Source organism: Devosia marina, assembly GCF_009758415.1.
Taxonomy (GTDB): Bacteria; Pseudomonadota; Alphaproteobacteria; order Rhizobiales; family Devosiaceae; genus Devosia; species Devosia marina.
In genome coordinates this window covers 309,524-329,432 of sequence record NZ_WQRF01000002.1, presented here as the reverse complement: position 1 = coordinate 329,432, position 19,909 = coordinate 309,524, and the positions used below count along the sequence as shown (strand labels likewise).

Sequence of the window (19,909 nt, the reverse complement as noted above, 5' to 3'; positions counted from 1 at the left end):
CAAAAGCGGGTGAGCCACACCGGCAAAACAAAAAATGGCGGCCCCAAGGGACCGCCATCTGTTCTGTGGGTGCTTGCAAGCGGCGTTTACGCAGCGACGAGACTGCGCAGCACATAGTGCAGGATGCCGCCGTTCTTGAAGTAGTCGAGCTCGTTGGCCGTATCGATCCGGCACAGGGTTTCGACATTGAGCACTTCGCCATTGGGGCGGGTGATCTTCACATTGACCGTTGCGCGCGGCTCGATGCTTTCCACCCCGACAATGTCCACTGTCTCGGTGCCGTCCAGCCCCAGGCTCTGCCAGCTGTCGCCGTCCTTGAACTGCAGCGGAATGACGCCCATGCCGACCAGGTTCGAGCGGTGAATACGCTCAAAGCTCTGGGCAATGACGGCCTTGACGCCGAGCAGATTGGTGCCCTTGGCGGCCCAGTCACGCGAGGAGCCGGTGCCATATTCCTTGCCGGCAAAGACCACCAGGGGCGTACCCTGCTGCTGATAGGCCATGGCCGCGTCATAGATTGGCATCTGCTCGCCATTCGGGCCCTTGGTGAAGCCACCCTCGACGCCGTCAAGCATCATGTTCTTGATGCGGATATTGGCGAAGGTGCCGCGCATCATCACTTCATGATTGCCGCGCCGGGCACCATAGGAGTTGAAGTCCTTCGGCGCCACCTGACGCTCGGTCAGATACTGGCCGGCAGGCGTGGCAGCCTTGAACGAGCCAGCGGGCGAGATGTGGTCGGTGGTGATACTGTCGAGGAACAGCGCCAGCACGCGGGCCGAAACCACATCGGTCACCGGCTTGGGCTCCATGGTCAGATCTTCGAAATAGGGCGGGTTCTGCACATAGGTGGACGAAGAATTCCAGCCATAGGTTTCCCCGCCTTCCACCGCGATTCCCTGCCAGTGCTCGTCACCCTTGAACACGTCCGAGTAACGCGAGCGAAACATTTCGGCGGTGACGTGCTGGCGCACGATCTCGGCCACCTCATGGTTGGTGGGCCAGACATCCTTGAGATAGACCGGCTTGCCATCCTTGCCCATGCCGAGCGGCTCGGTGGTGATGTCGATGTTCATCGACCCGGCCAATGCATAGGCCACCACCAGCGGCGGGGAGGCCAGATAATTGGCGCGCACGTCCGGGTTCACGCGGCCTTCGAAATTGCGGTTGCCCGAAAGCACCGAGCAGGCGACCAGCTTGTTCTCGTTGATGCAATCGGAGATGGCCTGCGGCAGCGGGCCCGAATTGCCGATACAGGTGGTGCAGCCATACCCGACCAGGTTGAAGCCGATGGCATCGAGATCTTCCTGCAGGCCCGCGGCGGTCAGATAGTCGGTGACCACCTGCGAGCCGGGCGCCAGCGAGGTCTTGACCCAGGGCTTGGAATCCAGCCCCAGCGCCCGTGCCTTGCGGGCAACCAGGCCGGCAGCCACCAGCACCGAGGGGTTGGACGTATTGGTGCACGAGGTGATGGCGGCAATGACCACCGACCCATCATCAATGTGATAATCGGTGCCCTTGACCGGGAAGGCGGCCTCTTCGGGAATATCGTCGACGCCGGTGGCGCCTTCATCGACATAGCGGGACTCGCCGCGGCTGTCGGGAGTGCTGGTGCGATCAACACGGCCACCGGTCAATTCCGGCAGGACCTTTGCGAAGGCCGAAGCGGCGGTATTGAGCGGCACACGGTCCTGCGGACGCTTGGGGCCCGAGAGCGAGGGCACCACGGTCGAAAGATCGAGCTCAAGCGTGTCGGTGAACACCGGATCGGCAGATTCCGAGGTGCGGAACATGCCCTGGGCCCGCGAATAGGCTTCTACCAGTGCCACGCGCTCCGGGTCACGCCCAGTAGTGGTGAGGTATTTGAGCGTATCGGCATCGACCGGGAAATAGCCGCAAGTCGCGCCATATTCGGGCGCCATGTTGGCGATGGTCGCCTGGTCTTCGAGGGAGAGGTAATCCAGCCCCGGGCCGTAGAACTCGACGAACTTGCCAACCACGCCCTTCTTGCGCAGCATTTCGGTAACCGTCAGCACCAGATCGGTGGCGGTGATGCCTTCATTGATCTTGCCAGTCAGCTTGAAGCCAATGACTTCGGGGATCAGCATGGTGATCGGCTGGCCCAGCATTGCCGCCTCGGCCTCGATGCCGCCCACGCCCCAGCCGAGCACGGCCAGGCCATTGACCATGGTGGTGTGCGAATCCGTGCCCACCAGTGTATCGGGATAGGCGACGGTCTCCCCGTTTTCTTCGCGGGTCCAGACGGTCTGCGCCAGATATTCCAGGTTCACCTGGTGGCAGATGCCGGTGCCGGGAGGCACCACGCGGAAATTGTCAAACGCCGACTGGCCCCAGCGCAGGAACTCATAGCGCTCCCCATTGCGCTCATATTCGAGCTCGACATTCTGCCCAAAGGACAGGGCGGTGCCAAAGCTATCCACCATCACCGAGTGGTCGATGACCAGATCGACGGGAACCAGCGGATTGATCTTCTGCGGATTGGCGCCGAGTTTGGCGGTGGCATCGCGCATGGCGGCCAGATCCACCACGGCCGGCACGCCGGTGAAATCCTGCATCAGCACGCGCGCCGGACGATAGGAAATCTCGTGGTCGGATTTGCGGGTAACCAGCCAGGTGGCAACGGCCTCGATATCGGCCTTGGTCACGGTACGGTTATCTTCGAAGCGCAGGAGGTTTTCCAGCACCACCTTCATCGAGCCGGGAAGTTTGGAGACGCCTGCAAGGCCGTTCTTCTCGGCCTCGACGATCGAATAATAGGTATACGTCTTGCCGCCGACCGTCAGTGTCTGCTTGGATTTGAAGCTGTCTATCGAGGTCACTTGTGCTCCGCCCTTCTTGCTGCTTGTGCGCCGGATCATTCGGGGCGTGGGGCCGAAGAACAAACCGCGCTTTTCTGGAATGACTCCAATCTCTTTGGGCTTATAGTCAATCAACCAAGCCCTTGCCAGTACGACCATGGGTCCAATACGAGATGGGGCCATGACGCAAAGGCAAGTCCAGCACCAGATACAGCTTAAGACACAGGGCCTTGCCTGTGGGCGCGGTGACGCCGTGCTGGCCGCAGATTTGTCGCTAAAGGTCGCTGCGGGCAGTGCCCTGCTGCTGCGCGGACCCAATGGCGCCGGCAAATCCACTCTCCTGCTCACCCTGGCCGGCCTGCTGCATCCCATCTCGGGCAATGTCGTTTTCGAGGGTGCTGATCCCGAGGCGGGGCCCTTCATCCATCATTGCGGACACAAGAACGCAGTAAGGCCGCGCCTCAGCGTGATCCAGACCCTCAAATTCTGGGCCGACATTAACGGGCACGGTGATGTGACCCCTGCGACAGCGCTCGATCGGGTTGGTCTGGGACGCACCGCCCGTCTCGATGCCGGATATCTCTCCGCGGGCCAGCAGCGCCGTCTCGTATTGGCCCGGCTATTGGTGTCGCCCCGCCCCGTCTGGCTGCTCGATGAACCCAGCGCGGCGCTGGACGCGGCAGGGCGCGACCTGTTGGCGGCCCTGCTCGCGGACCATCTCAGAAGCGGTGGCCTGGCCGTAGTCGCCACCCATGACGACATCGCCCTGCCCGGCGCGGCCACGCTGACGCTTGGAGCCAGGGCATGAGCGGCTTTCTTGGCGTTCTCCGGCGCGACCTGCGTCTCAGCTTTTCGGGTGGTGGCGAAGTCCTGACGCTGGTGTTGTTCTTCATCATTGTGGGGGCGATCGTCCCTTTTGCCATTGGCCCGGACCGGGCGCTGCTGGCCAGCATTGCCCCCGGCATCATCTGGATCGCTGCGTTTCTCGCCATGCTGCTGGGTCTTGACCGCCTGTTCCGGCCCGATCGCGACGACGGCACTCTGGCCCTCTACCGGATGGCCGACATGTCCATGGCCGGGGTGGTTGCCGCAAAAGTGATCGCCCACTGGCTGACCGCCGCGCTGCCCCTGATCCTGGCGTCACCTTTTCTCGCCATGATCCTGGCCATGGATGGCCCGACCTTTTGGCGTACGGTGCTCTCGCTGCTTCTGGGCACCCCGGCTCTGGCTGCCTTCGGAGCCTTCGGCGCCGCGATAACCGTGGCCATAAGGCGTGGCGGCCTGCTGGCGCCGATCCTGATCGCACCACTTTGCGTGCCGGTGCTGATCTTTGGCGTCGGTGCCATTGCGCCGCTTGGCGGACCCGACCAGGCCTCGAGTGCCATGCTGTTCCTTGCGGCACTCAGTCTCATGTCACTCGCGCTCTCTCCCTTTGCCGCTGCGCTTGCGATAGATTGGGGAGAAGAGTAGAGCGCCTGCATGAGCATTGATGACACCCCGAAAATGAGCTGGTGGAACCGGCTGGCCCATCCTGGCCAGTTTCTGGCCTGGACGCGGCCGCTGATCTGGCCGCTGGCCGGGGTCACGACCGCATTGTACCTGCTCGGGCTGTGGTTCGCTTTCTTCAATTCGCCCGCCGACTACCAGATGGGCGATACGGTCCGCATCATGTATGTGCATGTGCCCACCGCCTGGCTCAGCCAGTTCGTCTATGCCGCCATGGCCGTTTCGGCACTGGGCACGCTGGTCTGGCGCCATCCACTCGCGGACGTCTCGATGAAGGCTGCCGCCCCGCTCGGGGCCGCCTTTACCGCCATGGCCCTGTTCACGGGCTCGATGTGGGGCCGCCCCACCTGGGGCACCTTCTGGGAATGGGACGGGCGCATGACGTCCACTCTCATCCTGCTTTTCATCTATCTCGGCATTGTGGCCCTCTGGCGCGCCTTTGACGACCAGTTGCGCGCCGCCCGCGTCGTCGCCGTCTTTACCTTGGTCGGCGCGGTCAATGTGCCGATCATCAAATTCTCGGTCGACTGGTGGTCGACGCTGCACCAGCCCGCCAGCGTGTTTCGCGCCGACGGGCCCACCATGCCCGGCTCGCTGCTGACCCCGCTCTTTGTCATGTTCTTTGCCTTCACCCTGCTTTTCGTCACCCTCCAATTGCTGGCCATGCATACCGAAATTCGCCGGCGGCGCCTGGTGACGCTGGAACGACGCGCCGCGCGGGGAGACACCCTATGATCGCCCTTGGGGAACACGCCGAGTTCATCTTCGCCGCCTATGCCGGTGTATTCGTCGGCCTTGGACTGCTGATCGGCTGGATCGTCTATGACAGCCGCCGCGTCCGGGCCCGGCTCGAGACGCTTGGGGACAAGCGCGGCTGATGCGGTATGCGCTCTTTGCCCTCCCCCTGATCCTGCTGGTGGCGCTGGTCTCGGTCTTTGCCTTTTCCATCGACCGCGATTCCACCCTGGTTCGCTCGGTCCTGATCGACAAGCCGGTGCCCGACTTCACCCTGCCGGCAGTCGAGGGCCTGGACGCGCCCGGCTTCGACACCAGCTCGCTCAGCGGCGAAGTAACGGTGGTCAATGTCTTTGCCTCCTGGTGCATTCCCTGCCGCGACGAACATCCGCTGCTCGAAACCCTCAAGGCAGAAACCGGCGTCAGGCTGTTCGGCATCAACCATTCCGATGCGCCGGAAAACGCGCGGGCATTTCTTGCAGAACTTGGCAATCCCTATGACGCGGTCGGGGCCGATCGCGATCGCCGTGTTTCCATCGACTGGGGCGTTTATGGCGTGCCTGAAACATTTCTGGTCGATGCCGATGGCGTCATTACCTACAAACATGTCGGCCCATTGACGCCCGCCGCTATTGAAACCGAGCTGCTTCCTGCCCTAGAAAAGGCGCGGGGCTGAGCCATTCAGGCTCCGTTCATCTTGTCTGCGGCATCTTGGCCGTCTTCGTCATCTGGAAGAGACCTGAATGTTGCGTCGCGTTCTTAGCCATCTCCGCAATCAGCCGCTGATCACCCGCATCGAATATGTGCTGATTGCTGCGATCGTGACGGTCGCCACCACCTTCGCCGTCTCGGCCGCCGGCTACAACATTACCGATTTCTTCCCGGGCTGATCCGCCCCGCCGCGTCAGAAATCACTGGTGAGGCCTTTGATCTCCCAGTCGCCATAGCGCACCGGTTCGAGCCCTCCGCGACCACCCTTTTCCTTTGGCGCCATTGCAGAAGCCGCATCGATGCCCCGCCGCCGGGCTTCGGCCTCGGCCAGGGCGCGCTGCGCCGCCGGGCTCAATACGCGAAGCTCATCGTGTTGCGATAGGTCGGGGCGTTGCGGGTCGTCGCTCATCGTCTCTTCCATGACAAATTGGTCACTCCGCTTGCGCGGAACCGCCTGACACACAACATAGTTGCTCAGCAAAGCCAACCCAAGGGGTTCGAGACGATGTTCAATACGCTGCGTACCTTTGCCCTTCTGGCGGCAATGACGGCGCTGTTCATGGTTGTGGGCTATTTCATCGGCGGCACGGCCGGCATGATGATCGCGTTTCTGTTTGCCGCCGGCACCAATCTGTTCGCCTTCTGGAATTCGGACAAGATGGTGCTGCGCATGCAGAATGCGGTGCCCGTGGAACGCTCCCGCGCCCCCGAACTCTATGACATGGTCGATGTGCTTTCCCGGCGCGCCGGCATCCCGACCCCGGTCGTTTATGTGATCGAGACCGACCAGCCCAATGCCTTTGCCACCGGGCGCGACCCGAACAATGCCGCCGTTGCCGTGTCCTCGGGCCTGCTACGGCAACTCGATACCCGCGAAGTTGCGGGCGTGGTCGCCCATGAGCTGGCCCATATCAAGAACCGCGACACCCTGACCATGACCATCACCGCCACGCTGGCCGGTGCCATTTCGGCGCTGGCCCAGTTCGGCCTGTTCTTTGGCGGCGGCAATAATCGCGACAATCCACTGGGCGGCATTGGCGCGCTCTTGATGGTGTTTCTCGCTCCCCTGGCCGCCATGCTGGTGCAGATGGCGGTGAGCCGGACCCGCGAATATGAAGCCGACAAGCTCGGGGCCGAAATTGCCGGCGACCCGATTGCCCTCGCCTCGGCGCTCAACAAGATCGCCACCTTGGCCGGCCGCCAGGTCAATGTGGCGGCCGAGCGCAACCCGGCCATGGCCCATATGTATATCATCAATCCGCTCAACGGGCAGCGGATGGACAATTTGTTCTCCACCCATCCCGATACCGGCAACCGTATCGCAGCGCTGCAAAGGCTTGCCGCCGAGATGCGCGTGGAGGATAAGGGGCGAACACGTCAGCCCCGCCCGCGCGCCGCCTCAAGTGGCCGCAATACGGGCACCGGCTGGCGGGTACCGACCGCTGGACGCCCTTTGGACGAGGGTGAAAACCGCGGACCCTGGGGATAGTGCAGCGCCCATATGGCGCAGCCCAAACTGAGTTGACGAATTGGCGCAACGGACCGAACCGGCGGGCTTGAAGCTCCGCCTCGCCGCCGCAGAGCGGCTCAAGACCGTGTTGGCAGGCGAACATTTCACCCCGCTTGGCGCGAGCGATCTCGCCGACGGGCGCGATCGTGCTTTGGCCAATAGGCTGATCACCACAGCCCTGCGGCGGCATGGCCAGATCGATGTCATGCTGGCCGACCTCCTGGAAAAAGGCCTGCCTGCGCGAGCGGGCAGCTTCGAGGCCGTGCTGCGCCTCTCGCTCGCCCAGCTGGTCTTCCTGCCCGATCTGGGCGCCCATAGCGCCCTGTTCCTGGCCGTCGAAGCGATCAAGCGCGACGCCAAGGCCCGCCATCTTTCCGGCCTGATGAACGCGGTATTGCGCCGCGCCCAGGCCAATTCGGCCCGTTATGGGCTGATGGATGACGCCCTGCTGCTGCCCGAACATTTCGCCACCGGCTGGACCGCGGCCTATGGCGCTGACGCCGTTGCCCAATTCGCCACGGCGCTGATCGAGGGGGCGCCTCTCGACCTGACCTTGCGTGACAACGACCCGGAGCTGATCGAGGCGCTGGGTGCCGAACCCCTGCTTGCCGACAGCATCCGCCTTGAAAGCCGCGACCGGGCCGTCGAGGCCCTGCCGGGCTATGACGAGGGCCGCTGGTGGGTGCAGGATGCCGCTTCGGCCATTCCCGCCCGCCTGATGGGTCTGGAGGCTGGTCGCGGCGTGCTCGACCTTTGTGCCGCGCCTGGTGGCAAGACCGCCCAGTTGATCAAAGCCGGCTACAAAGTCACAGCGCTCGACAGCGATGGCACGCGCCTTCCCCGTCTCAGGCAGAACATGGAGCGCCTCGGCTATGCGCCGGGTGTGGTCGAGGCCGATGCGGCCAATTACGACCCCACCAGCCCATTTGACGGCATTTTGCTTGATGCACCCTGCTCGGCCACTGGAACGTTCCGCCGCCATCCCGAAGTGCTCTGGAACCGTTCAGCGCGCGATATTGCCGGTCGCGTCACCTTGCAACAGGCTCTGCTGACCAATGCGTTCCGCTGCCTGGCACCCGGTGGAACGCTGATCTACTGCGTCTGTTCGCTTGAGCCGGCCGAAGGCGAGCAGCAGGTCACCTGGGCGCTCGATGCCCTGCCTGGCCTTGAGCTCTGGCCAATCGCCCGTGACGAGATGACCGGGCTCGAACAGGCGGTGTCTGCCGAGGGCCTGATACGCACCCACCCCGCCATGTCGCCCGGAAACGGAAATGCGGGGATGGACGGGTTCTTCGTGGCGCGGTTCAGGCGAACACGCTAAGGGCTTTGGTAACAGGCGCCAGCCATGATTGGCCGGCGAGACGTTTCGAGTGGGAATACCAATGGACAAGGCAATGGCCTTTTCCCCGAACCAGGGGGGAGGGACGCGGTGAACGGACGGCTGGTTCCGGCTGGGCGCAGATTGGCGCTTGGCTTGGCCGACAGCGTGGTCACCATGCCATTGCTGCGCTGGACCTGGCGCGGCCAGACCGATCACGCCTATGCCGGCGACCTGCCCGACTTCCGCCCCGCCGACCGCGAAGCGGTGCGCGAAATGATGTCCGGGCGCTATCTGCTCGCCTCAAAACTGTTCGAAACCGGCGGCGCCTCGCCCTTTTCGCTCGATGTCGAGCATCCTGATTGGTGGAACAATCTCCACAGTTTCTCCTGGCTCAGGCATTTCCGCGATTGCCGTGATCCGGGCGAGAAACTCTTCGCCCGCACCCTGGTCCTGGACTGGATCGGCCGCGAAGGCCAGTTCGAGGCCGATAGCTGGACGCTGACGCTGACGGCCCAGCGCGTGCTCAACTGGTTGCGCCATCTGACCCTGGTGCTGGACGGCGCCACGCCCGACCAGACCCGCACCATCCAGCGCAGCCTTGGGACCCAGGTGCAGAGCCTGCGCGTGCGTGGGCCGCTTGCCGCCGATCCGATCGAAGCGCTGTTTGCCGCTATTGGTCTGTTGGGCGCCGAATTGTGCAATCTGGACGATGTTCCTGACATCGACACCAATGTCGCCCGGCTCGATGCCCTGCTTGCCCAGCAGCTTGACAGTGACGGGCTGCACCTGTCGCGCAATCCGCGCCAGCAACTGGCCTTACTGGTCGAACTGGCGAGCCTGCGCCGTGCCGTGGGGCGCCATGGCAGCCCGGCCATGGCCGAATTGACCAACCGCGTCGACCGTATGCATGAGGCCCTCGACGCCCTGACGCTGTCGAGCGGCGAACCGGTCTATTTCAACGGCTGCGGTCAGGTGCCGCACGATGTCCTGGTGGCGGTGCAGGCCAACGGCCCCTCGGCCTCACGCCGCTCGCGGCTGATCGGCGGCTATGGCATTGTGCGGGCCGGCGACACCGTGGTGATCGCCGATAGCGGCCTGCGGCCTCCACCGGGTTTCGATGGCGAGGCGCATGACAGCGCCTTGGCCTTCGAGTTTGCCCATGCCAGCGAGTTGGTGGTCGGCAGTTGTGGCCCCGCACCCTCCGATCTGCCGGAGAGCCGTGACCTGTTCCGCCAGCCAGTGGCCCATTCTGCCCCCACCATTGATGCGGAAGGCCCCGAGCACAGGCAGCGCCGCGCTGCCGCCCCGGCCATGTCCATCGACACCGTCGAACACATGCTGACCCTGACCAGCGCCGGCTATGCCCAGCGCTATGGTGTTGAGATCGAGCGCCGGCTGACCCTGCTTTCAGGCGGCACCACGCTGGTTGGCCAGGACCGGATCGTGCCCGCAGGGGAGCCCAGGGGCATGATGTCCCTGCGCTTTCACCTGGCGCCGGGCGTCAAGGTGCGGCGCACCACTGGCGAGGGCATCGCACGGCTGGTGCTGCCCAATGGTGTGACCTGGAGTTTCCTCTGGGAAGGGGCCCAGTTCCGCGAAGAGGACAGCGTACGCCAATCGGCCTATCTCGGCTTTCACCGCACCCGGCAGCTGGTGCTGGAAACCGATGTCACCAACACCACTGAAGTGGCCTGGATCTTCACGCTCGAACAGCAATAGTGCGCAAATGGGGCCCTGCGGGCGCAAAGAGATTGGCCTTTTGCCCGTCTCGTGCTAGCGCAGCCGCGAAATCCTCCATTTTCCAAAAGCGCGGGACAGATCTCATGGGCAAGACGGTAAGTGTCGGTCGGGCACTGCTTTCGGTATTCGACAAATCCGGCATGGCCGATTTCGCCAGTGGATTGTCCGAGGCTGGGGTTGAATTGGTCTCCACCGGCGGCACCCATCGCCTGATCAGCGAGGCCGGCCTGCCGGTGCGCGACATTTCTGATCTGACCGGCTTTCCCGAAATGATGGATGGCCGCGTCAAGACCCTGCATCACAAAGTGCATGGCGGTCTGCTTTCGGTGCGCGACAACCCCGAACACCAGGCTTCGATGGACACGCACGAGATCGGCCCGATCGATCTTGTCGCGGTCAATCTCTATCCTTTCGAAAAAACCGTCGCCTCCGGCGCCAGCTACGACGAAATCATCGAGAATATCGACATTGGCGGCCCGGCCATGGTGCGCTCGGCGGCCAAGAACCATGCCTTTGTCACAGTGGTGGTAGACCCCGCCGACTACCCGGCCATTCTCGAAGCCATCCGCAATGGCGGCATTCCCTTCGAGATGCGCCAGCGCCTCGCCGCCAAGGCCTATGCCCGTACCGCCGCATATGACAGCGCCATTTCGAGCTGGTTCGCCCGCGAAATCGACTTTGCCGATGTCAATTATCGCAGCTTTGCCGGCACCTTGAGCGAAGTCATGCGCTACGGCGAAAATCCCCACCAATGGGCCGCCTTCTACAAGACCGGGGAAACCCGCCCTGGCGTGGCCACCGCCACCCAGGTGCAGGGCAAGACCCTGAGCTACAACAACATCAACGACACCGACGCTGCCTTCGAACTGGTCTCGGAATTCGATCCTGCCCAGACCGCTGCGGTCGCGATCATCAAGCACGCCAATCCCTGTGGCGTGGCCGTCGCCGATGATCTCAAGACCGCCTATGTGAAAGCATTGCGCACCGATCCGGTCTCGGCCTTCGGCGGCATTGTCGCCACCAATCGCGAAATCGACGCCGAAACAGCCGCCGAAATCGTCAAGGTCTTCACCGAGGTGATCGTCGCCCCCTCTGCGACGCCTGAAGCGCAGGAGATCATCGCCGCCAAAAAGAACCTGCGCCTGCTGCTGACCGGCGGCGTTGCCGATCCCAAGGCCGAAGGCCTGATGGTCAAATCGGTGGCCGGGGGCCTGCTGGTGCAGGGCCGAGACAATGCCAATGTCGATGATTGCGACCTCAAGGTCGTCACCAGGCGCCAGCCGACCGATCAGGAGCTGGTGGATTTGAAGCTGGCAGCCAAGGTGGCAAAACACGTCAAGTCCAATGCCATCATCTACGTCAAGGACGGCGCCACCGCCGGCATCGGCGCCGGGCAGATGAGCCGGGTGGATTCGGCTCGTGTGGCGCATCGCAAGTCGATCGATGCGGCAGAGGCCGCGGGTATCGAAGGGGCTCTGACCCAGGGCTCGGTCGTGGCCTCCGACGCCTTCTTCCCGTTTGCCGATGGCCTTGAAGCACTGGTTGCCGCAGGCGCCACCGCCGTCATCCAGCCCGGCGGCTCGATGCGCGACGACGAGGTGATCGCCGCTGCCGACGCCGCTGGCATCGCCATGGTGATGACTGGCATGCGCCATTTTCGGCATTAGGGCTAAGGTGACCAGGAAATTACCAAATTGTAATTTTGCTGGCAGGTTCCGGTAAGACCTTCTTGAAACCGTCTGTGTCACACTTCTCTTGTCGCGCCACCTCAAGCGCGGCGAGGAAGGGTACGGCAGATGCAACTCGGGAACATCAGATCATTTGACCTTTCGGTTTCTGCCCGACAGCTTGCGAGGCAGTGCGCCTGAATGAGAAGAGTTCTCATATTTGGCGATGATGACCGCAGCGTCCTGGCGGCGGTGCGCTCGCTGGGGCGGGCGGGCATTGCTGTGCATTTGGCGCCGTTCAACTGGGAAAGCCCTACCACGCAGTCACGCTATGTAAGCGCTGTTCACCGTCTTCCGCGCTATAGCGACAATCCCATTGTCTGGCTCGATGAATTGCGGCATCTGCTCGATCAGCAGCAGTTCGATCTGCTCCTGCCCTGCTGCGAGCGATCCATGCTACCGCTCGACCAGAACCGGGACCGCTTCGCAGACCAGACCATTGCACTTCCCGCCCATGACACCCTTACCATTCTCAACGACAAGCAGAGAACGCGGGACCTTTGCGCCCGGCTCGGCGTGCCCACCGCCTCGGGGCGCCCGGTGCGGGAGGATGACAACGCCCAAAGCCTTGTGGCAGAGCTCGGCCTGCCTCTTCTGATCAAGCAGACTCAGTCTTACCGCCTGGCCAATCTGACCAGTCGCAACGGCGTCGTTCAGGTCAACACGGCCGATGAAGTCGAGGCCTTTTTGGCCGCTGTCCCGACCCGCGAGGGCCTGCTGGTCGAACACTACTTTGACGGGGACGGGCTTGGCCTGTCCGTGCTGGCAAAGGACGGGGTCATTAGCCAGGCCTTTCAGCATCGTCGGCTGGGAGAAACCGGCACGGAAGGCGGCAGTTCGCTGCGGATCAGCGAAGCGATAGACCCGCGGCTGCGGGCGGCGGCGAGCGCAATCTCGGCCGCAACCGGTCTGAACGGTGTTGCGATGGTCGAATTCCGCCAGGATCGGACGGGCAATTTTATTCTGATCGAAGTCAATGCCCGGCTCTGGGGCTCCCTTCCCCTGGCCGTCGCATCCGGGGTCGATTTTCCTCTCTACCTCTTCGAGCAATACGTTGAGGGCCGCACGCGACCCCAGGTGGATTATCGGGTCGGGTTGCGCGGACGAAATTTCCTGCGCGACCTGCACGCCATAGCCATGACCTTTCGCACCGGCCCCGGCCATTGGTCCCAGGCGCTGCAGCGCCTTGCCGGTTTTGCCATGCAGCCCGCGAGCTGGGCGCTGGGGCGCGAGCGTTCCGATACCTTCGTTCGCCATGACCTGGGTCCCGCACTAGCGCAGCTGAGAATGGCACCCAGAATTGCCGAAAACCGCGCGCATCGCCGCGCCGAGCCAGATCTTGAGCGGCGCAACCAAGGGAAGTCGGGCTGAGATGAGCGATGTTCCTCTCGGCTCCATGGCGCGACTGCGGCGGCTTGCCTTCAAACAGGGCGGGGGCGGCGACGCCATTCTGTCATTCGGAGTGAGGATTGGCGGGTCTCTGGTGACCTTCCTCTCGCAATTGCTGATTGCCCGATGGATGGGGCTGGCCGAGTTCGGCATATTTTCCAATGCCTGGGTCTGGGTGACGCTGGCGGGAACCTTGGCGCAACTGGGCATGGCAAGTTCCACCACCCGCTTCGCTGCCGGCGCGCTCGAGCGGCAGGATCTCGCGGGCGTCAAGGGCATCGTGATCTTTTCCCAGCTGGCTGTCTTTGCCATCAGCCTGCTGACCACAGGTGTGATCGCCGCACTGGTGTCCCTTCCGGCGCTCGCCCTGACCGGCGGCCAGAAGGAGGCTCTTCTCATTGGTTGTCTCTGCATTCCGCTTTTCGCCCAGGTCGATATCGGCAAGGGCATCGCACGCGCCGACGGCCCGGCCTGGCTCGCCTATCTTCCCAGCTTCATGCTCAGGCCTGTTCTCTTCCTCGCAACGCTGGGCGCGTTCCACGCGCTGGGCTTGCCTATCAACGCCCCCGCCGCCGTCTGGGCGATGCTTGTCGCCCTGCTGCTGACCTGGGCCGTGCAATGGGGGGTGATCCGCCACCATCTCGGTCCCGCGCTGCAAGGACCGCCGCGCTACGAACCGCGCGCTTGGCTGGGCGGTTCCTGGGCCATAGTCGCGGTTGACGGCTATTTCATGCTGGTCACCAGCATCGACGTCATGCTGGTCAATGCCATTTCCGGCCCCGAAGCCGGAGGCGCCTTTTACGCAGCCTCGCGCCTGGCGGCGCTGGTGTCCTATGTCATGTTTGCCATTTCGGCGATTTCCAGCGCCCAGCTTGCTCGCCTTCATGCCGCTGGCCGCCATGATGAGCTAACCGCGCTAGTGAAGAAGTTTGTCGTCTGGTCCTTCTGGCCGACCCTGCTGGCGGCACTGCTGATGGCGGCCGGCGCCCCCCTTGCCCTGGGCCTGTTCGGTCCCGACTTTGTCAGCGCCAGCCCCCTGCTGACGATCCTGCTGATCGGGTTGGTGGTGCAGGCCGCGGCCGGACCAACCAAATTCCTGCTGCTGATGACGGGCGAGCAGAACCATCTGGCGCTGGCGCTGTGCGGCTGCGCCGTTTTGGCTGTAATACTCGATTTCGTGCTGATTGTTCAGTTCGGCCCAATGGGCGCAGCTGTGGGAACCACGATTACCATCTGCGTGGCGACCACCGCCATGGTCTGGCTCGTGCGCCGCCGCTTGGGCTTTTGGAGCATCATTGGCGCCAGATAGCCTGATCGACCACCACCGTACCAGTGAGTACGGTTGTGCTTGACCCCTGCCCCGGCTTGGGCTTAGAACCACTCCAATCTTTCATTCCTGCCCCGGAACCTACGGATATGACCAAGGCCCGCACGCTCTACGACAAGATCTGGGACGACCATCTGGTCCAGAACAACGAGGACGGCACGAGCCTTCTTTATATCGACCGGCACCTGGTGCACGAGGTGACCAGCCCGCAGGCCTTCGAGGGCCTGCGGATGAACAACCGCAAGGTGCGACATCCCGAGCGGACCCTGGCCGTTGTCGACCACAATGTGCCCACCACCGACCGCTCGCTGCCCAATCCCGATCCGGAAAGCGCCGTGCAGATCGCCGCGCTGGCCGAGAACACCAAGCATTTTGGCATCGAGTACTACGATCCGTTCGATAGTCGCCAGGGCATCGTGCACATCGTCGGCCCGGAACAGGGTTTCACCCTGCCCGGCATGACCATTGTGTGTGGCGACTCGCACACTTCGACCCACGGTGCTTTTGGCGCCCTGGCCCACGGTATCGGCACCTCGGAAGTCGAACATGTTCTGGCCACCCAGACGCTGATCCAGCAAAAGGCCAAGAACATGCTGGTGCGCGTCGACGGGCAATTGCCCCCGGGCGTCACCGCCAAGGATATCATCCTGGCCATTATTGGCGAGATCGGCACGGCCGGCGGCACCGGACATGTCATCGAGTTTGCCGGCGAAGCCATCCGCGCGCTCTCGATGGAAGGCCGCATGACGGTCTGCAACATGACCATTGAGGGCGGCGCCCGCGCCGGCCTGATCGCGCCTGACGAAAAGACCTTTGCCTATGTCAAGGATCGCCCGCGCGCCCCGACTGGCAAGGCCTGGGACATGGCGCTGGACTACTGGAAGACGCTGCATACCGACGAAGGCGCCCATTACGACAAGGTCGTGGTGCTCGACGCCGCCAACCTGCCCCCGATCGTGTCCTGGGGGTCCTCGCCCGAAGACGTCATCTCGGTGCAGGGTGCGGTGCCCAACCCGGACGACATTGCCGATGAGAACAAGCGCGCCTCCAAATGGCGGGCGCTGGACTATATGGGGCTAAAGCCCGGCACCCCGATCACCGACATCAAGCTCGACCGTGTCTTTATCGGCTCCTGCACCAATGGCCGTATCGAAGATCTGCGCGCCGCAGCAGCGGTTATCGGCGAGCGCAAGGTGGCCGGCCACGTCTCGGCCATGGTCGTGCCCGGCTCGGGCCTGGTGAAGGCCCAAGCGGAAGCCGAAGGCCTTGATGTGGTCTTCAAGAATGCCGGTTTCGAATGGCGTGAACCGGGCTGCTCAATGTGCCTGGCGATGAACCCGGACAAGCTGGCACCGGGCGAACGCTGCGCCTCGACCTCCAACCGCAACTTCGAGGGTCGACAGGGCTTTAAGGGTCGCACCCATCTGGTGTCCCCCGCCATGGCCGCTGCGGCTGCCATTGCCGGCCACTTCGTCGACATCCGCGAGTGGCGCTGAGCAAGACCGACTGGTCGGGGCTCTACGCCCCGACACTGGACGATTTCGAGGCTCTGGCGAGCGCGGCCCTGGCCGGCTTGCCGGAGCCCTTTGCCTCTCTTGCCGCCGACGTCACCTGCTCGGTTGCCGAATATGCCGAGGACGAGATCCTGCAAGGCTTCGGGATGGAAAGCCCGTTCGAGTTGATGGGGCTGTTCTCCGGTGTTGGCCTGACCGAAGACGGCGCCACACCGCAAACTGGCCAAATGCCCAATACCGTCTATCTCTACCGCCGCGCGATCCTCGATTATTGGGCCGAAAACGAAGACAACACGCTGGGTGAAATCGTCACCCACGTGCTGATCCACGAACTGGGCCACCATTTCGGCTTTTCCGACGAGGACATGGAGGCCTTGGAAGCTGAGGCCGACAAGGCCGGCGTTCCAGCCTTTTCCGAGGACTAATCGCGCTCCACAAAGCTGAATTCAGCCTCATTGCCGCCGGACGGGTCGTCCGAGACCATCAGGGCCAGATTGCCGTTTTCGAGCGCGGTGAACCATTCTTCCCAGCTCACTAGTTCGAAACCACCGATCCGGTCCGGCCCTTCATTGCCAAGGGAATTGAGACTGGCCTGACCGAAGGAGAGCTGCAGCACCGTGCGGGTCTTGCTGCCATCGGGCACATCCATCAGCACCGGATTGCCACCACGGGCAATCACCCATTCGCGGATGGCCTCTCGGTCGGTGAGCATCTTGGACATTGCAACCTCCTTGTCTGGTCTGCTTGAGAAAGCATCATTTGCGTGCAAGGTTCCTTGATCTGAGACAAGGCAGGCGAAAGATGCGAAATATTCCTACGCGCCGCTTCGCGGCCCTGCTGCTGGCGGCGGTGCTGATGCCCGTCGTAAGCACCCTGGCCTGCCAGGTGCCCGATGCCGCCCCAATCACGCCATTCGACGGCGACCGCATGACCGGCTTTGAGGCGGCCCGCTCCCGGGGCCTTGCCGAAGCCCTGCTCTCCGACAACGCCGCCGACCGGGCGCTCGTCTCCACGCTCTTTGCCCTTGGCGAGACCCCGATCTCGCAGATGCCGGATGGGAACTATCGCTGCCGCACCATCAAGCTGGGCGGCCTTCTTCCTCTTACAACCTATACCCAATTTGCCTGCACCGTCTCAAATGACGGTGCCCGCATCGAAAAGCTCACCGGGTCGCAGCGTTTCAGCGGCAACCTCCTGCCCAGCGATGGCGGGGGCCTGTTCTATTGGGGAACGCTGCATTATGGCGACGAAGCCCCCATGAACTACAGAGCCGACCCCGAACGCAGCCAGGTCGGCTGCGTCTACAAAGTCGACGGCAAGCCGGTGCGATATCGCCTGGAACTGCCTTTTCCGCGCTTTGAATCGACCCACGACGTGATCGAACTGGTGCCGACGCGCTGACAAGCTCTTGCGCCTTCTGATGGCGCTGCTATGGAGCCATACAAACAAGAAGAGAAGGCCGATGGCAGACACTTCATCCCGCATTCTGATGGGCACGATCGGCGCCGCGCACGGCATCAAGGGCGAGGTACGCATCGCCTCTCACACCCAGGAGCCCGAGGCCATAGCCGATTATGGTCCGCTCGAAACCAACCGGCCGGGGCTGGTCATCACCATTGAATCGGCGCGGCTGCAAAAGACAGTGCTGATTGCCCGCATCAAGGGCGTGCGCGACCGCAATGCAGCAGAATTGCTCAATGGCGTCGAGCTGTATGTCGAGCGCAGCCGCCTTCCGGAAATCGAGGATGAAGACGATTTCTACCACGCCGATCTGATCGGGCTCGATGCCCGTCTCGACAATGGCGTGTCCATCGGGGCAGTCAGCGCCATCTATGATCACGGCGCCGGGGACATCCTGGAGGTGCGGGATGAACGCTCGGGTGACACATTCCTTTATCCTTTCACCAAGGCCGTTGTTCCCCTCATCCGCATTGCCGACGGCTATCTGGTGATCGCCCCGCCGCTCGATGCCGAGCCTGGCGAGGAAGAGCCGGATTGATGTTCTCCGCCGATATCATCACTCTTTTCCCTGAGCTGTTCCCCGGGCCGCTGGGTGCGTCCGTGCTGGGGCGCGGGCTGAATGACGGCTTGTGGGCCTTGCAGGCCACCCAGTTGCGCGACTTCGCCACAGATCGGCATCGCACTGTGGACGACACGCCGTCGGGCGGCGGGGCCGGCATGGTGCTCAAGCCCGACATTCTGGCGAAGGCGATCGATGCTGTCGCGCCGGACGACGACCCGCGCCCCCGCATCCTGATGTCACCGCGCGGCACCCCCCTCACCCAGGCCCGCGCCCACGAGCTGGCCGCCGGTCCCGGCGCAGTTATCGTCTGCGGCCGCTTTGAAGGGGTGGACCAGCGCGTCATCGAGGCCCGCAAGCTCGAGGAAATCTCCATCGGTGACTATGTGCTGGCCGGCGGCGAAGTGGCCGCCATGGTGCTGCTCGAAGCCGTCGTGCGGCTTATTCCCGGCGTACTCGGCGCGCTGGACAGCCGCGACGAGGAGAGCTTCGAAAACGGCCTGCTCGAATATCCGCAATATACGCGGCCACAAAGCTTCGAAGGGCGGGAAATCCCCGCGGTGCTGACGTCGGGTGACCACGGGAAAATCGCCCGATGGCGGCATGAGCAATCCCTGGCGCTGACCGGGGCGCGCCGGCCGGACCTGCTGCCCGCCAAATCGCGCTGAAACCGGCATAGGCACTGGACTCTTGCCCTGTTTTCCCCTATGAGCCGCCCATTCGTGTGCCAGGCGTATCGGACCGGCACGCAACAAGACCAAGAAGACTGCCCTTCCGTTACCAACCAAGACCGGGCGACGGGGCCGCAAAGGCCCATAAAAGAGTCGTCCCTATGAAAAGATCAGAACGGATCGAAAAATGAACATTATCGAACAGATCGAGGCCGAACAGGTCGCGGCGCTCGCCACTCAGCGCGAACATCCCGAATTCACCCATGGCGATACCGTCAAGGTGTGGGTCAAGATCCGCGAAGGCGACAAGGAACGCCTGCAGGCCTATGAAGGCGTCGTGATTGCACGCTCCGGCGGCGGCATCATGGAAAGCTTCACCGTGCGCAAGATTTCCTATGGCGAAGGCGTGGAACGCGTGTTCCCGATCTACTCGCCCAATATCGCTTCGATCGAAGTGATCAAGCGCGGTAAGGTCCGTCGCGCCAAGCTGTACTACCTGCGTGATCGTCGCGGTAAGTCGGCCCGTATTTTCGAATCGACCAATTCGCGCACCAAGAAGATCCAGGACGCCGAGCGCACTGCCGCTCAGGCTGCCAAGGAAGCCCGCGAAGCCGAGAAGATCGCTGCTGCCGAGGCCTTCGCCGCTGAACAGGCTGCCAAGGACGCTGAAGCGGCCGCTGCTGCTGCCGCCGCCGAACAGGCCGCTGCCGCTGAAGGCGAAGAAGCCAAGAGCGAATAAGAGCTGCAGCTCTTTGAGAATTGAAAAGCCCGGCCATTGTGCCGGGCTTTTTTGTTTTTGAACCGTGGCAACACGAACGCGATGCGGCACCCTCCCCTTCACCGGAGGGATGGGGAGGGGTGTTCCGTCCCCGATATCAGGTTCGTTGGCACCCTCAGCCAGTCTCTCCCCCGTCAAGGG

Annotated in this window: 21 protein-coding genes; 18 read left to right on the top strand and 3 right to left on the bottom strand. The window is 63.2% G+C overall.

Translation table 11 applies throughout. The features are described 5' to 3' along the window. Positions 1–86 precede the first annotated feature (86 nt). The gene (acnA, locus tag GO014_RS09350) at positions 87–2,879 is read right to left on the bottom strand and encodes an aconitate hydratase AcnA (RefSeq protein WP_157290096.1); all 2,793 of its coding nucleotides are present in this window, start codon (positions 2,877–2,879) and stop codon (positions 87–89) included. 121 nt (positions 2,880–3,000) lie between these two features. On the opposite strand from acnA, the gene ccmA reads away from it, so the two are divergent. The 6 genes from ccmA to GO014_RS09320 all read left to right on the top strand — a co-directional run bounded on the left by ccmA (position 3,001) and on the right by GO014_RS09320 (position 5,950). After that, the gene (gene ccmA / locus GO014_RS09345) at positions 3,001–3,627 is read left to right on the top strand and encodes a heme ABC exporter ATP-binding protein CcmA (RefSeq protein WP_157290095.1); all 627 of its coding nucleotides are present in this window, start codon (positions 3,001–3,003) and stop codon (positions 3,625–3,627) included. Further along, positions 3,624–4,289 (top strand): heme exporter protein CcmB, encoded by a 666-nt coding sequence (gene ccmB, locus GO014_RS09340; RefSeq protein WP_157290094.1) that lies wholly within the window; start codon positions 3,624–3,626, stop codon positions 4,287–4,289. The genes ccmA and ccmB overlap by 4 nt, the downstream gene beginning before the upstream one ends. A gap of 9 nt (positions 4,290–4,298) precedes the next feature. Further along, positions 4,299–5,060: a heme ABC transporter permease gene (locus tag GO014_RS09335; protein ID WP_157290093.1), complete on the top strand. Its 762-nt coding sequence runs from the start codon at positions 4,299–4,301 to the stop codon at positions 5,058–5,060. Then, positions 5,057–5,203 carry a heme exporter protein CcmD gene (ccmD, locus tag GO014_RS09330; protein ID WP_116587484.1) on the top strand — a complete coding sequence of 49 codons (147 nt, stop codon included), beginning with the start codon at positions 5,057–5,059 and terminating at the stop codon, positions 5,201–5,203. Before GO014_RS09335 ends, ccmD begins: the two co-directional genes overlap by 4 nt. Then, on the top strand, positions 5,203–5,736 hold the full coding sequence (locus tag GO014_RS09325; protein WP_157290092.1) for a DsbE family thiol:disulfide interchange protein: 534 nt from the start codon (positions 5,203–5,205) through the stop codon (positions 5,734–5,736). The genes ccmD and GO014_RS09325 overlap by 1 nt, the downstream gene beginning before the upstream one ends. Before the next feature lie 67 nt (positions 5,737–5,803). After that, positions 5,804–5,950: a Flp family type IVb pilin gene (locus GO014_RS09320; RefSeq protein ID WP_114341092.1), complete on the top strand. Its 147-nt coding sequence runs from the start codon at positions 5,804–5,806 to the stop codon at positions 5,948–5,950. A gap of 14 nt (positions 5,951–5,964) precedes the next feature. On the opposite strand, the gene GO014_RS09315 is transcribed toward GO014_RS09320, so the two are convergent. After that, positions 5,965–6,180 carry a DUF1674 domain-containing protein gene (locus GO014_RS09315; RefSeq protein WP_157290091.1) on the bottom strand — a complete coding sequence of 72 codons (216 nt, stop codon included), beginning with the start codon at positions 6,178–6,180 and terminating at the stop codon, positions 5,965–5,967. Between the two features lie 96 nt (positions 6,181–6,276). On the opposite strand from GO014_RS09315, the gene htpX reads away from it, so the two are divergent. From htpX to GO014_RS09275, 8 genes are all read left to right on the top strand, one after another. Next, positions 6,277–7,260 carry a zinc metalloprotease HtpX gene (gene htpX, locus GO014_RS09310; RefSeq protein ID WP_157290090.1) on the top strand — a complete coding sequence of 328 codons (984 nt, stop codon included), beginning with the start codon at positions 6,277–6,279 and terminating at the stop codon, positions 7,258–7,260. Positions 7,261–7,327: 67 nt separating this feature from the next. After that, positions 7,328–8,602, top strand: a complete 1,275-nt coding sequence (locus GO014_RS09305; RefSeq protein ID WP_179952949.1) for an RsmB/NOP family class I SAM-dependent RNA methyltransferase — start codon at positions 7,328–7,330, stop codon at positions 8,600–8,602. Between the two features lie 108 nt (positions 8,603–8,710). Beyond that, positions 8,711–10,321, top strand: coding sequence for a heparinase II/III domain-containing protein (locus GO014_RS19545; RefSeq protein WP_157290088.1), 1,611 nt, complete (start codon positions 8,711–8,713; stop codon positions 10,319–10,321). Positions 10,322–10,425: 104 nt separating this feature from the next. Next, positions 10,426–12,009 (top strand): bifunctional phosphoribosylaminoimidazolecarboxamide formyltransferase/IMP cyclohydrolase, encoded by a 1,584-nt coding sequence (purH, locus tag GO014_RS09295; protein WP_157290087.1) that lies wholly within the window; start codon positions 10,426–10,428, stop codon positions 12,007–12,009. A gap of 201 nt (positions 12,010–12,210) precedes the next feature. Then, positions 12,211–13,440 carry a carboxylate--amine ligase gene (locus tag GO014_RS09290; RefSeq protein WP_157290086.1) on the top strand — a complete coding sequence of 410 codons (1,230 nt, stop codon included), beginning with the start codon at positions 12,211–12,213 and terminating at the stop codon, positions 13,438–13,440. 1 nt (position 13,441) lies between these two features. Continuing rightward, positions 13,442–14,767: a lipopolysaccharide biosynthesis protein gene (locus GO014_RS09285; RefSeq protein ID WP_157290085.1), complete on the top strand. Its 1,326-nt coding sequence runs from the start codon at positions 13,442–13,444 to the stop codon at positions 14,765–14,767. 107 nt (positions 14,768–14,874) lie between these two features. Further along, positions 14,875–16,281 (top strand): 3-isopropylmalate dehydratase large subunit, encoded by a 1,407-nt coding sequence (leuC, locus tag GO014_RS09280; protein WP_157290084.1) that lies wholly within the window; start codon positions 14,875–14,877, stop codon positions 16,279–16,281. Continuing rightward, the gene (locus GO014_RS09275; protein ID WP_157290359.1) at positions 16,278–16,724 is read left to right on the top strand and encodes a metallopeptidase family protein; all 447 of its coding nucleotides are present in this window, start codon (positions 16,278–16,280) and stop codon (positions 16,722–16,724) included. Before leuC ends, GO014_RS09275 begins: the two co-directional genes overlap by 4 nt. Here the strand turns inward: GO014_RS09275 and GO014_RS09270 are convergent. After that, positions 16,721–17,020: a hypothetical protein gene (locus tag GO014_RS09270; RefSeq protein WP_104892717.1), complete on the bottom strand. Its 300-nt coding sequence runs from the start codon at positions 17,018–17,020 to the stop codon at positions 16,721–16,723. The genes GO014_RS09275 and GO014_RS09270 overlap by 4 nt on opposite strands. An 80-nt stretch (positions 17,021–17,100) precedes the next feature. Here GO014_RS09270 and GO014_RS09265 point away from each other — a divergent pair, with 80 nt between their 5' ends. From GO014_RS09265 to rplS, 4 genes are all read left to right on the top strand, one after another. Next, a complete protein-coding gene (locus GO014_RS09265) occupies positions 17,101–17,700 on the top strand; it encodes a DUF4893 domain-containing protein (protein ID WP_157290083.1) in 600 nt (199 codons plus the stop codon). Positions 17,701–17,761: 61 nt separating this feature from the next. After that, positions 17,762–18,298, top strand: coding sequence for a ribosome maturation factor RimM (gene rimM / locus GO014_RS09260; RefSeq protein WP_116587495.1), 537 nt, complete (start codon positions 17,762–17,764; stop codon positions 18,296–18,298). After that, the gene (gene trmD, locus GO014_RS09255; RefSeq protein ID WP_425482070.1) at positions 18,298–18,987 is read left to right on the top strand and encodes a tRNA (guanosine(37)-N1)-methyltransferase TrmD; all 690 of its coding nucleotides are present in this window, start codon (positions 18,298–18,300) and stop codon (positions 18,985–18,987) included. The genes rimM and trmD overlap by 1 nt, the downstream gene beginning before the upstream one ends. 190 nt (positions 18,988–19,177) lie before the next feature. Beyond that, positions 19,178–19,729 carry a 50S ribosomal protein L19 gene (rplS, locus tag GO014_RS09250; RefSeq protein ID WP_157290082.1) on the top strand — a complete coding sequence of 184 codons (552 nt, stop codon included), beginning with the start codon at positions 19,178–19,180 and terminating at the stop codon, positions 19,727–19,729. The last annotated feature ends 180 nt before the right edge of the window (positions 19,730–19,909 follow it).